Here is a 14,344-nt window from a genome sequence, read left to right as displayed (position 1 = left end):
CGGCATGAAAGCCGGGCTGCGGGGAAAACTGAAATTCACGGAACGGCTGGGCTTTCGCCTGGCCTTTCTTCTGTCTGTGGCCTTGTTGCCCTTGGGGACCATCGCGCTGGTGCAGACCTGGCGCATGGCCGAGGATGCAGAGCGGGCCGCAGAGTCGGCTCTTCTGCAGCGCACCTCGAATGCGGCAGCGGGTGAGCGCGCGATGATCGAAAGCGCGCTTGGCGCGTCGGAAGCACTGTCGCAGGCGCTGCTCGAAGCGGTGGGGGACAACGCCGCCTGCTCCAAGCTTTTGGGCGATTATGTGGGGCGCAGCCCGATCTATGCCTTTGCCGGCTTCATCCCGACCAACGGCCAGATGACCTGCTCGTCGAGGGCCGAGGCCCGCGACATGACCCAAAGCCCGACCTACAAGGCATTCCTTGCGGCGCCGCGCGCGATGGTGACTGCCAATGCCACGGGCGAGGTGTCGCGCGAGCCGGTGCTGATCGTGTCGCAGCCGGTCAGCAAGGATGGCGTGCTGCTGGGGATGCTGGCGCTGTCGGTCAAGCATTCGACACTGGAGCTGCTGCGCTCGCGCCGGGGGCGGGATCGCGATGTGAACATCGTCATGTTCAACCATGTCGGCGAGCCTCTGTTCGTGGAAAACCACCTGCTGGCCGAGGTGCCGAAGGTGCTGCCAATGGGACGCGAAGCCTCGACGCTGGTGGACAGTGACGAGGTCATCTTCCGGTCCCGCGATGGTGAAGGCCGCACCAGGGTGTTTGCCGTGCTCGATCTGGTGCCGAACCTGGTGCATGTCGTCGGCAGCTGGCCGCCCGAGCAGGCGCAACTGGGCCGCGACCTGATTGCGCCCTCGACCCTGCTGTTCCCGCTGACGATGTGGATCACCAGCCTGCTGGTCGCCTATGCGGCCGTGGACCGGCTTGTCATTCGCCATGTGCGGGAACTGCGTGGCCAGATGCGGCGCTTTGCGCTCGGCCGCCGCGACACCCCGCCGGACATCCTCAAGGACGCCCCGGCCGAGATCGCCGATGTCAGCCAGACCTTCCACAACCTCGCCCGCATCCTGATCCGCGATGAGGCAGAGCTGGAAGCCTCGCTGCAGGAAAAGACCGTGCTGCTGAAGGAAATCCACCACCGGGTGAAGAACAACCTGCAGCTGATCGCCTCGATCATGAACATGCAGATCCGGCAGGTGAACGAGCCGGGCGCGCGGCGGGTGCTGAAAAGCGTGCAGGACCGGGTTGCCAGCCTCGCCACCATCCACCGCAATCTCTATCAGGCGGAAACCCTGTCGGCCGTGCAGGCCGATCAGCTTCTGGGCGATATCGTCAGCCAGATGACGATGATGTCGGTGGCCCCGGGGTCGAACCTCGATATCCGCACGGATTTTGCGCCGGTGACCCTCTATCCCGATCAGGCGGTTCCGGTGTCGCTGCTGGCGACCGAGGCGCTGACGAATGCGGTGAAATATGCCAGCGCGCCCGAGGGCGGTGGTCAGCGCTGGATCCGGCTGACATTGCACGACGGGAAGGACGGCACCGCCACACTGGCGATCGTGAATTCGCAGGGCTCAAAAGTGCCGGAACGGGCCGAGGGCGATGCGCCGGGCATCGGCACCAAGTTGATCAATGCTTTCGCCGGCCAGCTGGACAGCATGGTCGAGATCGTCAGCGCCGACGGCGAGTACCGCCTGAGCGTGCGTTTCGAGATTGGCGGCATCCCCCCGGCTGACGGCCCGCCGAAGGTCTGACCCTGCGGCCCGGCACATCGGCATCCCACGCTCCGCTTGACGAAGCTTCCGGCTTGACCGCATCGCCCCATTGAATGGGGGCTGCGGGGCTCCCTTCGTTTGCGTCGAGGGCCGGGGGTGCCCATCCCCGGCCCAATGCGCCCCCGAGCCGCGGCGCCAGGCACCTGCCGCCGCACTGGTCTGCGCCAAGGGGCACTGCCTTACTTCCCTGACGTCCAAACGAATAGGCCCGGGCGATTACCCGGGCCTTGAACTCGTAACGCTACTGGGTTTCTCAGCCCTCGTATTCGGGCATCGCTTCCAGTTCTTCTTCGGTCGCGTTCAGGTGGATACGCACACCCGTTCCGTCCGCATCTTCAGCCATGACCTGCAGCTGCTCGAAGTTCAGAGCAACCGGCTTGGCGCCGATCCCGAGGAAGCCGCCGATATCGATCACGGCCTCGGTGATGGTGCCGTCAGCAGCGACGACCAGCTCCGAGATGTCGCCGATGCGCTCGTCACTGGCGTCATAGACGGGGGCGCCTTGCAGCTGCTCGGCGGTCAGCGTGGTCGGGTCGATCAGACCGGCCATCGGGTCATCCGACGTCGTGGTGCCATCAGCCATGCCCGTGGTCGTGTCGGTGGCCATGCCGGTGGTGGTGTCGGTCGCCGTGGTGTCGGCAGTCGTGGTGTCGGTCGCCATGGTGTCGGTGGCGGCCGGTGCCGTCGTGGTGTCGGCAGCCATCGTGCTGTCGGTCGCGGTGGTGTCCATCGCGGCGTCAGCTTCGTCGGCGCTGACGAACTCGGGCGCATTTTCCAGTGCTTCGCGGGTTGCGGTGAAGACCACGAAGTACTCGTCAGCGCTTTCGCCATCGGACACGATGTTCAGTTGTTCAATGTCCACGGCAACGGTCTTCGCGCCAATGCCCAAGAAGCCTCCGACATCCACGAGGATCGCCTGGGCTTCGCCTTCACGGCTCATCACCACGTCGCTGATATCGCCGACGCTCTCCCAGTCGGCGTTGTTGCCGGCGGTCAGATCGACGGTGCCTTCCGACACATAGACGGTCTGGCCGATGAACTCCGACGCCATCAGCTCGTCATCCATGGCGGTGTAGGAAAAGTCGCCCGTTCCCATCGTGTCGGTGCCGGCGGTGTCAGCGGCGGTGGCGTCCGTGGCGCTGTCGGTGGTGGCATCCATGGTGGCCGAGCCGGTGGTCGAGGGCGCGGTGCTGTCCGTCGACATCGGCGCGGTGGTTTCCGGCGAAGTGGTTTCGGTGGTGGTGGTCTGTGCGGCCAGCGGCAGAGCCGTCATCGCAACGATTGCGGTCGATGCAAGAAGCTTGTTCATGTCGCATTCCTTTCAGTTCGGGTCAGGCCGTGTGTGGCCCTTGCTATGCCCTAACAACCAGTTTGTGCGGGGCTAGTTCCTGAAAGAAAGGTTTGAGATTTCGGGAACCCGAAGGCTCCATCTGGCGTTAGACGGCCCTTTTCCGGGGCCGTCATGCCGGATCGGTGGGTCAGTAGTCCTTTTCGAAGAAGACCCCGAGGCCGGAATTGCCAGTGGCTTCCACCTCGCCGCGGATGACGATGTTGCTTGTCACATCGAGGTTGAGGCTGATCGAGCTGTTGCCCTCGGCCCCCACGGTCACATCGGTATAGACGTTTTCGGACAGATACTTGCCGGCCCGCACCGCCGCATTGCCATCGGCATCGGTGGTCAGGTCGAAGTCGTCGAGCCCGAAGTTCTGCCGCAGCCGCCCGATGATCCCCTCGCCGCCGCTTCCCGCAAGCGTCGCCACCGCCGAGGCCAGCTGCGCCGCCTGCAGGGGCGAGATATTGTCGAGCCCGCGCCCGAACAGCAGCCGCGCCAGTACCTCCTCCTCGGGCAGGCCGGACGAGGAGACGAAGCTGATATCAGGCTCGTAGGCCGGGCCAGAGATCACGATGGAGGCGGTATCCCCCTCCGTCTCGGTCGAGGCCGAGAAGCGGATATAGGGCTGAAGGCTGCCCTGCAGCTCGATCAACCCCTCATCGAGGTCGAACCGCTGGCCCAGGATGTCGAGCCGGCCGCGGATCAGCTCGAACCGGCCCTGCGGCTGCACATTGGCGGTGGTTCCCAGCAGGCGCACCTGTCCGCCAAGCTCGGCATCGAGCCCGCGGCCACGCACGAAGATCTGGTTCAGCGCGATCACCCGCACGTCGAGCCCATAGGGCCGCGAGGTGCCGCCGGACCCGCCGCCCGCCGTCTCCAGCAGCCCGGCCCGGCCGCGGGTGGCACGCACGTCGCCCGGTTCGGCCACATGGGCCAGATCCGGGATCGCCGTCGCGCCGCCGAGCCCGGTGGAGGGGACGCGGATCTCGGTCTCGTCCAGCCGCAGCGTGCCGGAGATGCTCGCTCCGCCGGCCAGCGGCCCGCGAATGCGCAGCGAGCCATCGACGCGGGTATCGTAGAGGTCAGGATCGCGCAGGCGGGTGCGGTCGAACTCCACGGTCAGATCGCCGTCGAAGGGCGCGGACAGGGTCACCGGGCCCGACACGCCGATGCGCCCGCCCTCCTGCACCCGCGCATCCGCCGTCAGCTGGGCCCGCCCGCCGGACAGGTCGGCACTGGCCGAAAGCTGTTCGATGGCGATACCCGCGGTCGGGGCCGAGAAGCGCGCGCCGGTGGTGGAGATCCGCCCCGACAGCGCCGGAAGGCCCGGCGCGCCGTTCAGGCGCAGGTCGAAGGACAGCGGCCCCTCGACACTTTGCGGGGCGATGAAGGGGTTGGCGAGCCCGGCCTGCGCGCCGCCGGTGATCGCCAGATCGGCGGTGCCGAAATCGCCAGCCACGGTGCCCGAGACGCGCGCATTGGTGCCGCCGGGCCCCTGCCCGGTCAGGTCCAGCCGGTAGCTGCCGCCGATATCCTCGGCGGTGCCGGTCACGGTCAGCGCACCCGGAAAGCCCGGCACCAGCAGCGCCATGTTCGCCAGCCGCGCGTCAATCTCGACGCTGCGCGCCTCGCCTTCCGCCAGCGCGGTGGCACTGGCGGTCAGCTGCGGGTTGGTCAGGTTGAACCTGTCCACCCGGATCGCCCCCGCTTCCATCTCGGCGGCAAGGTCCAGCTGCGTGGTCCCAGCAAGCACCCGGTCCGCCTCGGCCTGGCCGATGGCGAGGCCGGTGCCCGTCCCCGTCAACTCCAGCCGCTGCACCGGGCCGGTTTCCGTCACCCGCGCCTCGGCCGCCAGCTGGCCGCGATAGCCGCCGCCAAGCACGGAAAGGTTCGGCAGATTGAGCGTGGCGGCCAGGTCGCTCGCCCCGGCCTCATAGCGGCCGCTGGCATCCAGCGTGATCTGCGGGTTGCCGATCTGCGCCGTCTCCAGCGTGATCGCGCCGTCCATCTCGCTGCCGACAAAGGTCAGCGCGGTGGTGCCCGCCAGCAGCCCGTCCGCCTCGGCGATGCCCACGGCAAGATCGCTGCCGCTGCCGCTGACGGTAAAGCGGTTGACCTCGCCCGCCTGCTGCAATCCAGCCTCGACCGACAGGCTGCCGCGATAGGGCCCGCCCATCACCGACAGGTCGGCAAAGTCCAGCGTCGCGGTCAGGTTGCTGGCCCCCGTCGCCAGCGTGCCAGACGCATCCGCCGCCAGCGTCCCGGCGCGCAGGGTCAGCGAGCGCAGTTCCGTCCCCGTCTCATCCCGCCGGATCGAGGCGGCGATGCGCGAGCGGCCGGCCAGAAGCGCGTCCAGTTCCGCAATATCCGCCGTCAGGTCAGTGCCGGCGACTTCCGCGGTGACATCAATGATGCCCGACAGCAGGCCATAGCTGCCCGACAGATCGGCATCCGCCGCGCCAGACAGCGGGCGCCCTGCAACCCCGGAAAACCGGGTCAGATTGTCCAGCCGCGCCTGCGCCGAGCCGTCGATGGTGAAGGCGCTGTCGAGGCCGGTGATGGTGGCGTTGGCGTTCAGCCCGTAATCGGCGCCCTCGGCCACAAGGTCGGATATTTCCAGTGCGCCGCCCGCCTGCCAGTCCACCTGTGCGCGGCCGGTCAGGCGCGGGCCGATGGCCTGGGCCAGCACCTCATCCTCGGTGGAGATCCCGGTGGCGGCAAAATCGAAGCCCGCCGTCACTGCGGCGGGGTCCCCAGCCTCGGCCGGGCGCTGGATCTGCCCGGCGCCATCCAGTCGCAGCCGGGCGATGCCGATGCCGCTTTGCTGAAGTCCCATGACCTCACCGGCAAGGGTCCAATCCGGGCCCTCGGCTGCGTCGAAGCCCAGCTTCAGCACCGCAGCGCGCAGGCGTGTGGGCTCGCCAGAGCCCGGCAGGATCATCTCGCTGCCATCCTCCAGCCCCAGCCGTGCCGACAGGTCGGCCAGCACCGGCAGGCCATCGGCGCCCACCTGCAGCTTCCCGCGCAGGTCGATGCCGCGTGCCTGCAGGCTCAGGTCCGACAGCGCCAGCTCGCCCGTAGGCTGCCGCGCACCGGCGGCGACAAGGCGGATCTCGGTCCCGAAGAAATCGCGATAGGCGGGCAGGAACAGCGGCGCGACATCACCGCCCAGATCGACCCGGAAGCTGCGCACCGGCTCGGTCTGCCCCTCTGGCACCTGCGCCAGCAGCTCCACCCGGCCCGAAAGCCGCGGCTCGCCATTGGTCGTCAGCACCACATCGGCGCCGAAATCGTCGATCGGGCCGCTGCCGTTGACCGCCAGCGTCAGGGCCGGGGCGCCGGGCAGGCCGATCAGGGTGGTGGCGATGCCGTCCGCCCCCTCGCTCAGCAGCAGGTCCACGGTCGCCTGCCGGGTCTCATTGGCATACGCGCCGGTAAACGACAGCTCGCCCTCGGCGCCGTCTATGCGGTTTACGGTCAACTCAACGCTGCCCTCGCCGCCCGCAAGCTGGCCGGTGCCTTCCAGCGAGAACACCGCCTCGGCGCCGAAGATGGGCTCGCCCAGAACCACGCGGTCCGCCCTCAAGGTGCCGATCTGCACCGAGACCGGCAATTCCGGCAGCGCAAAACCCGAGGCCTCGGGGGTGGGCAGGTCGGTGCCCTCCTCGCCGCTGCCAGGGGTGCGCGGCAGGTCGATCTCGGCGGCGGTCAGTTCGCGGATCTCGATGCGGCCGGCCAGAAGCGCCGAACGGTTCCACTGGATCGCGCCATCGCGGATCGTCAGCCAGACGCCATCGTCATCGGCAAAGCTCATGCTGGTGAAGGTCGCGCGGGACGAGAAGGCCCCCGCGAAGCCTTCGACCCGCACATCCCGCCCGGCGCTGGACAGATTTTCCTCAAGGAACTCCGTCAGCCAGCCGCGGTCGGCATCGGATTGCGCCGTTTCGGCAGCCTCCTGGGCAACTGCGGTCAGCGGCAGGAACAGGCAGAGCGCGAGGGGGAAAAGCCGCTGCATCATCATCAGAATGCCTGTCCAATCCCAAGGTAGATCTGCACGCCGTCATCGGTATCGCCAGACACCGGGGCCGCCACGTCGAGCCGGATCGGGCCGATGCCGGTGTCGTAGCGCAGGCCGACGCCCGCGCCGGAATGCCAGGCGCCGTTGTCTTCCGAGAAATCCTCGACCCCGACAAAGCCGGCATCGTAGAAGGCCACCGCCCCGAAATTACCGCGGATGCCGACACGGGCCTCGGCCGAAAACGCCACGAACCGGTCGCCGCCGATATCCTGGATCTGGCCGCCGCCGCGGTCGATCTCCACCCCCAGCGACTGGTAGGGCTGGCCGCGCACGGTACCGCCGCCGCCCGAGTAGAACAGGTATTCGCGCGGGGTTTCCAGAAGGTCGGACCCGACGATGGCCCCGCCCTGCACCCGCCCGGCCAGAACCACCCGGTCATCCATCCCAAAGCCGCGATAGGCGCGCCCGTCGAACCCCAGCCGCGCGCCGGTGCCTGTGGTGCCAAAACCGCGGAAGGCCGTCATCTCGCCCTGGGCATAATAGCCCTCGGCTGCGTCCAGCGCATTGTCGCGGGTATCCCAGGTCAGCGTCACCGGAAGGATCAGCTGCTCATAGATGATCTCGTCGAACTCGTCGGTGACTTCGGAAATCTCATAGCCGATGCCGACCTCGCCGGTCAGCGTATCGGTGATGTAGCGGGTCAGGCCAAAGCCGATGCGGGCGGTGTCGGCGGTGTAATCCTCTTCCTGCGCGCGTTCGACCAGCGCCTCCACAAAGGCGGTGGAATCGCGGAACGGGGTGCCTGGCCGGTCGAGCCGCACGCCAAGGCTGTAATCCTCGCCGCCGGTCTGCGCGCCGATGCCGCCGATCTCGCCATTGATCACCAGTCGCTCGGCCCCGCCCAGAAGGTTGCGGTGCATCCAGCCGGCCGAGACCAGCGCGCCATCGAGGCTCGAGACCTCGGCGCCAAAGCTCATGCGGCGGCGGCGTTCCTCGACCACGACAAGCTGGTAATCCAGCGTCGCGCCCGGCCCGAGGTTTTCGGCCTCGGTCAGCGCGACCGACCGGAAGGCGCCGGTACGGCGCAGGCGGTCGGCGACGTCTTCCAGCTCTTCGGGGTCGTAGACCTCGCCGGTCGGGAAGCCGGCGATCTTGTCGATCCGCCGCTCGCGCACCCGCTCGTTGCCGCTGATCGCCATCCGGCCGAAGGTGACGCGCGGGCCGGGATCGAAGCCGATGCGCGCATCGAGCGTGGCGTCGCGGTGATTGGCCGTCACCTGCTGGTTGCCGACCCGCACCTTGGCATGGCCGGCATTGCGCCAGGCCTCGGCCCCCGCATCCGCCGCGCCGACAATCTCGCCCGACCCGGCGGGCTGGCCCACGGCAAAGCCCTCGGGCAGTTCGGTGCCGCGCGCCAGCGGCGCGGCTTCGGCGCGGCTGAAGCGGAAGCCGGGGCCGGGATCTACCTCGATGGCAATGGTGCGGATGACATCGGGCGCATCCAGGGGCGGGATCGCCGCCGCCTCGCGCCCGTCGATCAGGATGCGGATGACGCCGGAGTAATGGCCCTCGGCATAAAGCGCGCCAAGGATGCGCCCGTAATCGGCGCGGGCCGAGGCGAGCAGGTCCTGCGCATCGGGCGCCTCCTCCTCGTCCTGGCTGGAGTAGAGCAACGAGGCGCCTTGGATCGCGTCGCGCAGATCCTCATCCGCGCCAGCCACCCGCAACTGCAAGTCCAGGGCCAGCGCGGCCGGGGCCAGCACCGACACCGCTGCGGCCGAGGCCATCAAGGCAAGCGATGTTCCGCGCGATGATGGAACAAAGGCCCGGGCCCAGTTCGCAGAGCGAAGCTTCTCCTGCATGCGATGCCCCTTTGCCGTCCCCCGCCTCATCTGACCCAAGGTTTCGCAGGTCCGGGGCGAGGATGCCAGTCCCGAGGGGACAATGCTGGCAAGGAATCGCTTGTTCCCTGCCCTGCGACGATTTTGCGCGGGCGGGGTGAATTTGTCACAACTTCTCAGCTGCTGCCGACGCGGCGACCAAAGATGCGGTCACGGTGATCGGACAGATAGATCCGCAGCCAGGGGGTGAAATGTTCGGGCTCGTCCTCCACCTCTTCCAGCAGATCGCGCAGGGCGATCCAGCGCACGGCCGACACTTCGGCGGGGGCGGGGCTGACCGAAAGATCGTCCGGAGCCTCGGCCACGAAGATCTCCACCAGTTCATGCTCGGTCATGCCATTGCCGACATCGGCGCGGTATTCCACGGTTTCGGCGGCACTCAGCGCCAGCCCGTCGATCCCCAGCTCCTCGCGCAGCCGGCGCACCGCACAAGCGGCGGCCGGTTCATCCCAATGCGGATGGGTGCAGCAGGTGTTCGCCCAAAGCCCCGGCGTGTGATACTTGCCTGCGGCGCGGCGCTGGATCAGCACCCGCTCTCCGGCCAGCACGAAGACCGACACTGCCTTGTGGCGCAGGCCGAGGCGATGCACCTCGAGCTTGTCCATCGGGGTCAGGGTGCCCTCTACCCAGGCGGGGATCATGTCGGTCATTCTTTGGCAAGCCCCAATGGAAGACGCCGCCGCAGGGGGATCCCGCAGCGGCGCGTGTCAGATGTCCGGCGTTCAGATCAGCGCCTGCGGCTGAGCCTTCTGCGCCTCGGCGCGCCGCGCAAGCTCCGAGCGGTAGAGCGCCAGGAAATCCACGGTGTCGAGGTTCAGCGGCGGGAAGCCACCATCGCGGGTCACGTCCGAAACGATGCGGCGCACAAAGGGAAACAGCATCCGCGGGCATTCGATCAGCAGATAGGGGTGCATCTGCTCTTCCGGCACGCCCTCGACCAGGAAGATGCCGCCATATTCCAGCTCCAGCAGGAACAGCGGCGCCTTGTCGGCGCGGTTGGCCGAGGTGATCTTGAACTTGGTGGTCACCTCATACTGGTTGTCAGCCGGGCGCTTGCGCGCGTCGAGGCTGACCTGCACCGACATTTCCGGCTGCACGTCGGCATTGGTCAGGCCCTTCTGCGCCACGACATTCTCGAAGCTCATGTCGCGGATGAACTGGGCCAGCACCTGCATCCGGGGGGTCTGCGGCGCGGCGGCCGGCTGGGTTTCCGGTTGGGGCTCTGCCCCGTTGCCGTTTTCGGCCATCTGTAGCGTCTCCCGTTGGGTAACTTCGGTGGAAATCTGGGTCGGTGGAGGGTGTAGCACCTCGCCCCGCGCGGCTCAATGGCAGGGCGAAAGGCTAGTCGCGGGTCCAGCCAGAAGGGCCGCGCGGCGGTGTGCTGTCATCGACCTCATGAAACTCGGCGTCGATCACGGTGGGGCTGCGATGGGGTTCGGGATGCCGGCCCGGGTGGCGCCCGTCCATCGGCGCGCCGCCGACGGTGAACCGCGTCATGGTGACGCGCTTGCCGACCTGCGCCATCAGCCAGGCCCGAACCGGCTTGATCAGCAGCAAGATCCCCACCGTGTCGGTAAAGAACCCCGGCGTAAGCAGCAGCGCCCCGGCCAGCAGGATCATCGCGCCATGGGCAATATCGCCTGTCGGATCGCGCAGATCGTTCAGCGACCGGCGCAGGTCGTTCAGCGCCCGCGCGCCTTCGCGGCGCATCAGCCAGGTGCCGGCCACTGCCGTCAGCAGCACAAGCGCCAGCGTCGGCCACAGGCCGATCAGCCCGCCCACCTGGATGAACAGCGTGATCTCGATCAGCGGGACGGCCAGAAAGGCCACGAAAAGCCACATCGGCAGGATTCCTGTGCTTATCCTCGGTTCCGGGCGAAGGTGGACTTGACCTCGCCCCTGCCCTACATAGGTAGCGACGGCGAGATGTGCCAACCCCGCGCGTAGTCGCCTGTCCGTTTTCAAAGGTCTGCTCATGTCGAATGCCGTTATCCAACTGCTTGTCCTGGCCGGGATTGCCATTTTCCTGATCCTGCGCCTGAAAGCCGTTCTCGGCACACGCGAAGGGTTCGAGAAACCCCCTGTCGCTGCGCCCCTGCCCGAAGGCCGCGCCGTGCGCCGCGACTTCGAGGTGATCGAGGGCGGGCCCGACCGCGACATCACCGATCACGTTTCCGAGGGCAGCGATGCCGCGCGGGCACTGGCGGCGATGAAGCTGGCCGAACCCAGCTTTTCGGTGGGCGAGTTCCTGCAAGGCGCCCGCGGCGCCTATGAGATGATCCTGATGGCCTTCGAGAAGGGCGATCTCGCCTCGGTCAAGCCGTTCCTTGGCCGCGAAGTTTATGACAGCTTCGCCGAAGTGGTTGCCGCCCGCGAGGCGCAGGGCCTGACCATCACCGCCGAGTTCATCGGGTTGCGAGAACTGGCATTGCACGGAGCCGAGTTCGACGCGGCCACCGATGAGGGCGAGATCGCGGTGCGCTATGTCGGCGAGCTGATCTCTGTCGCGCGTGACAGCAATGGCGCCATCGTCGAGGGCGATCCGAAATCGGCGCGCAAGCAGCGCGATGTCTGGACCTTTGCCCGCAAGATGGGTGCGTCGGACCCGAACTGGCAACTGGTGGCCACCGGGGAATGATCGCGGCGCGGCGAAGGACCCACGCCGCCCTTCCCGGCTGGGACAGGGACGACCACGCCGCCGCACGGGCGGCGTTTTTCGTGACGGCAGATCTGCTGGGGCCTGATTGGGCCGCTGCCGCCGCGGATACCGGCGGCGATGCGCGCGAATTCTTCCAGCGGCATTTCGTGCCGGTCGAGATCGGCACCCCGCCAGCACTGCTGACCGGCTATTACGAACCCGAGCTGCAAGGCTCGCTGACCGCGACGCCGCGCTTTGCCTGGCCGCTCTACGCGCTGCCCGCCGAGTATGCCGCCGGGCTCGTCGGCCCCTCGCGCGCCGCGATCGAGCTTGGCGGCCTGCTGCGCGGGCAAGAGCTGGTCTGGCTCGACAGCCCGGTGGAGGCGTTTCTGGCGCAGGTGCAGGGATCGGCCCGGGTGCGGCTTGAGGATGGGCGGCTGCTGCGGCTGGGATATGCCGGGCGCAATGGCCAGCCCTACCGGTCCATCGGGCAGGAACTGATCCGGCGCGGCGAGGTGTCAGCCGAGGCGATGTCGGCGCAGACGATCCGCGCCTGGTGCGCCGCGCATCCGGGGCAGGCGGTAGAACTGTTCTGGCACAACCCGTCCTTCGTGTTCTTCAAGCTGCTGGACCTGCCCGAAAGCTCTGGCCCCATCGGTGCCATGGGCCGCCCGGTGACGCCGCTGCGTAGTCTTGCCGTCGACAGCGATCACATCCCGCTGGGGGCGCCGGTCTGGGTAGAGACGCGGACGCAGTCGCGGCTGTGCATCGCGCAGGACAGCGGCAGCGCCATGCATGGCCCGCAGCGCGGTGACCTGTTCTGCGGATCGGGCGCCGAGGCGGGCGAGATGGCGGGCCGGATGAAGGATCCCGGCCGGCTGGTGGTGCTGCTGCCGCCGGCACTGGCGGAACGGATGGCACCCGGAGCGAAACTGTGACCCGGCGGCCGCGCGGCCTGCGGCCGGAGGAACAGGAGCTGTGGCAGCGCATCGCCGCCAGCGCGCAGCCGCTGCATCCCGGCCGGCCGCTGGCCGAACCGAAGGCGCATGTCCCCACCCATCAGGTGCCGCAGGTCGATGTCCCCAGGAAGAAGCCCCGCCCCGAGGTGAAGGATTTCCGCATCGGCCAGTCCGCCCCGGATCTTGCCTTCCGCATGGACCTTGCCCCCTCGGTCTCGGACCGGCTGGCCGCCGCGCCGGTCCGCATGGACCACAAGACCCACAAGACCATGACCCGCGGCCGGCTGGAACCAGAGGCGCGGATCGACCTGCACGGCATGACGCTGGCCGAGGCGCACCCCGAACTGACCCATTTCATCCTGCGCTCTGCCATGGCGGGGCGGCGGCTGGTGCTGGTCATCACCGGCAAGGGCAAGCGCGGGCTCGACAATGGCCCGATCCCGCAGCGGCAGGGCGTGCTGCGCCATCAGGTGCCGCAATGGCTGACCATGCCGCCGCTTGGCGCGCTGGTGCTGCAGGTGGTGCAGGCGCATCTGAAGCATGGCGGGGCCGGGGCCTTTTACGTCTACCTGCGGCGCGGTCGCTAGGCGCTACTGCCCGCCCGCCAGCGCCGTCACCGGCGACATCACGATCTGCGTCGCGCCCTGCACCGTCAGCACTACCCCCGGCAGCAGCCCGGTCTGCCCGATCTGGCCGCTGGCAAGGGCATCATCCACTTCGCTGATCCGCGACAGGATGCCGATCAGCGCGGGCGAGGTGCCCGGCGTGAAATGGCCCGCGCCGGTGGAGTAGGAGGTGACGTCGATCAGCGTCACATCCAGCCCCGACAGCAGAGCCACGTCGGTCACGTTCCCCAGCCGCGCCGTTTCCCCCGAAACCCGGGCCGACAGCGCCAGCGCCCGGTCTTTCTTCGAGGTGAAGATCACGAAGGGCTGCGGCAGCGTGCCGATCCGCGTGGCCTGCGCGCGGAACAGATCCACATCCAGATCGGGCGAGATCAGCACCACGCCGGCGATGTTGCGCGCGGGTTTCCCCGCAATCGCCATCTGCCGCAGGGTTTCCATCGTCACCGCCGCGCCCATCGAGTGGCCGACCAGCACCACCCGCTCTGCCCCTGCTGCTGCCACCTCATCCAACAGGCCTTCCAGCCCGTCGCGGGCGAACATGGCGGAATCGCGGTCATAGGCATAGGCCAAAGGCGCCGCGCGCGAGGGCCAGGCGTAATGCACCGCCACGCCCGGCATCTTCAGGTCATGCGACAGTTGCGCGATGCGGTAGAGCCCTTCGGCAAAGGTGGTGTTGAAACCGTGGACGAAGATCACCGCCTCGCGGCTGCCGCGCGGGGTTTGCCGCAGCTCGCGTGCCAGATCGGCGCGGAAGGCGCCGGGCTCGTCATAGGTGATCTCGCGCGTCGTCAGGAAATCGGTCTGCGGGTCCGCGGCGCGGCCCGGCTTGGTATAGACGATCCGCCCCGGCTGATGCGCTGGCGGGATCGAGATGTCGAAGCGGGCGAAGCGGGTTTCGGGGTTGCGGAAGCGGGCATATTCGGTGCCCGTCTCTTCATCCTTGCCGCGGGAGGTGCCCACGAAGACCGGGCGCACCGTGCCCACCTCGACGGCCGCCGGATCCACGACAATCGCACCGCGCGGGGTGCAGGCCGCCAGCAGCAGCACAACAAGCAAGGCGGGACGAAAGGCGATCATGGCGCGCTCCGGGACAGG

General features: G+C 68.1%; 11 protein-coding genes. 4 read left to right on the top strand and 7 right to left on the bottom strand.

Annotated features, from left to right (window positions below):
- Window positions 1–4 precede the first annotated feature (4 nt).
- On the top strand, window positions 5–1,753 hold the full coding sequence (locus GVY41_RS10580) for a sensor histidine kinase (RefSeq protein WP_161346232.1): 1,749 nt from the start codon (window positions 5–7) through the stop codon (window positions 1,751–1,753).
- Window positions 1,754–2,027: 274 nt separating this feature from the next.
- Here GVY41_RS10580 and GVY41_RS10575 read toward each other — a convergent pair whose 3' ends face one another.
- The 6 genes from GVY41_RS10575 to GVY41_RS10550 form a co-directional block, all read right to left on the bottom strand.
- Window positions 2,028–3,083: a PRC-barrel domain-containing protein gene (locus GVY41_RS10575; RefSeq protein ID WP_161346230.1), complete on the bottom strand. Its 1,056-nt coding sequence runs from the start codon at window positions 3,081–3,083 to the stop codon at window positions 2,028–2,030.
- 169 nt (window positions 3,084–3,252) lie between these two features.
- Window positions 3,253–7,125, bottom strand: a complete 3,873-nt coding sequence (locus GVY41_RS10570) for a translocation/assembly module TamB domain-containing protein (protein WP_229726032.1) — start codon at window positions 7,123–7,125, stop codon at window positions 3,253–3,255.
- Window positions 7,126–7,127: 2 nt separating this feature from the next.
- Window positions 7,128–8,912: an autotransporter assembly complex protein TamA gene (locus GVY41_RS10565; RefSeq protein WP_161346228.1), complete on the bottom strand. Its 1,785-nt coding sequence runs from the start codon at window positions 8,910–8,912 to the stop codon at window positions 7,128–7,130.
- A 230-nt stretch (window positions 8,913–9,142) separates the two neighbouring features.
- Window positions 9,143–9,676, bottom strand: coding sequence for an isopentenyl-diphosphate Delta-isomerase (gene idi / locus GVY41_RS10560; protein ID WP_161346226.1), 534 nt, complete (start codon window positions 9,674–9,676; stop codon window positions 9,143–9,145).
- Window positions 9,677–9,748: 72 nt separating this feature from the next.
- Complete coding sequence (gene secB / locus GVY41_RS10555; RefSeq protein ID WP_161346224.1) at window positions 9,749–10,273, bottom strand: protein-export chaperone SecB; 525 nt, start codon at window positions 10,271–10,273, stop codon at window positions 9,749–9,751.
- A gap of 94 nt (window positions 10,274–10,367) precedes the next feature.
- Window positions 10,368–10,868 carry an FxsA family protein gene (locus GVY41_RS10550; protein ID WP_161346222.1) on the bottom strand — a complete coding sequence of 167 codons (501 nt, stop codon included), beginning with the start codon at window positions 10,866–10,868 and terminating at the stop codon, window positions 10,368–10,370.
- Window positions 10,869–11,001: 133 nt separating this feature from the next.
- Here GVY41_RS10550 and GVY41_RS10545 point away from each other — a divergent pair, with 133 nt between their 5' ends.
- The 3 genes from GVY41_RS10545 to GVY41_RS10535 all read left to right on the top strand — a co-directional run bounded on the left by GVY41_RS10545 (window position 11,002) and on the right by GVY41_RS10535 (window position 13,210).
- Window positions 11,002–11,664 (top strand): Tim44/TimA family putative adaptor protein, encoded by a 663-nt coding sequence (locus tag GVY41_RS10545; RefSeq protein WP_161346220.1) that lies wholly within the window; start codon window positions 11,002–11,004, stop codon window positions 11,662–11,664.
- Between the two features lie 80 nt (window positions 11,665–11,744).
- Complete coding sequence (gene mltA / locus GVY41_RS10540; RefSeq protein WP_229726033.1) at window positions 11,745–12,602, top strand: murein transglycosylase A; 858 nt, start codon at window positions 11,745–11,747, stop codon at window positions 12,600–12,602.
- Window positions 12,599–13,210: a Smr/MutS family protein gene (locus GVY41_RS10535; RefSeq protein WP_161346216.1), complete on the top strand. Its 612-nt coding sequence runs from the start codon at window positions 12,599–12,601 to the stop codon at window positions 13,208–13,210. The genes mltA and GVY41_RS10535 overlap by 4 nt, the downstream gene beginning before the upstream one ends.
- Window positions 13,211–13,213: 3 nt before the next feature.
- Here GVY41_RS10535 and GVY41_RS10530 read toward each other — a convergent pair whose 3' ends face one another.
- Window positions 13,214–14,326 (bottom strand): alpha/beta hydrolase, encoded by a 1,113-nt coding sequence (locus GVY41_RS10530; protein WP_161346214.1) that lies wholly within the window; start codon window positions 14,324–14,326, stop codon window positions 13,214–13,216.
- Between the last annotated feature and the right edge of the window lie 18 nt (window positions 14,327–14,344).

The organism is Frigidibacter albus (assembly GCF_009908165.1).
In the GTDB taxonomy this organism is placed as follows: Bacteria; Pseudomonadota; Alphaproteobacteria; order Rhodobacterales; family Rhodobacteraceae; genus Frigidibacter; species Frigidibacter albus.
The sequence above is the reverse complement of the archived record's forward strand: the minus strand, read 5'-3'. Positions and strand labels throughout refer to the sequence as shown.

Bases quoted from the DNA above. Each gene is read 5' to 3' on its own strand.
- GVY41_RS10580 (WP_161346232.1), top strand. From the start codon at position 5: ATGAAAGCCGGGCTGCGGGGAAAACTGAAATTCACGGAACGGCTGGGC.
- GVY41_RS10575 (WP_161346230.1), bottom strand. From the start codon at position 3,083: ATGAACAAGCTTCTTGCATCGACCGCAATCGTTGCGATGACGGCTCTG.
- GVY41_RS10570 (WP_229726032.1), bottom strand. From the start codon at position 7,125: ATGATGCAGCGGCTTTTCCCCCTCGCGCTCTGCCTGTTCCTGCCGCTG.
- GVY41_RS10565 (WP_161346228.1), bottom strand. From the start codon at position 8,912: ATGGCCTCGGCCGCAGCGGTGTCGGTGCTGGCCCCGGCCGCGCTGGCC.
- idi (WP_161346226.1), bottom strand. From the start codon at position 9,676: ATGACCGACATGATCCCCGCCTGGGTAGAGGGCACCCTGACCCCGATG.
- secB (WP_161346224.1), bottom strand. From the start codon at position 10,273: ATGGCCGAAAACGGCAACGGGGCAGAGCCCCAACCGGAAACCCAGCCG.
- GVY41_RS10550 (WP_161346222.1), bottom strand. From the start codon at position 10,868: ATGTGGCTTTTCGTGGCCTTTCTGGCCGTCCCGCTGATCGAGATCACG.
- GVY41_RS10545 (WP_161346220.1), top strand. From the start codon at position 11,002: ATGTCGAATGCCGTTATCCAACTGCTTGTCCTGGCCGGGATTGCCATT.
- GVY41_RS10530 (WP_161346214.1), bottom strand. From the start codon at position 14,326: ATGATCGCCTTTCGTCCCGCCTTGCTTGTTGTGCTGCTGCTGGCGGCC.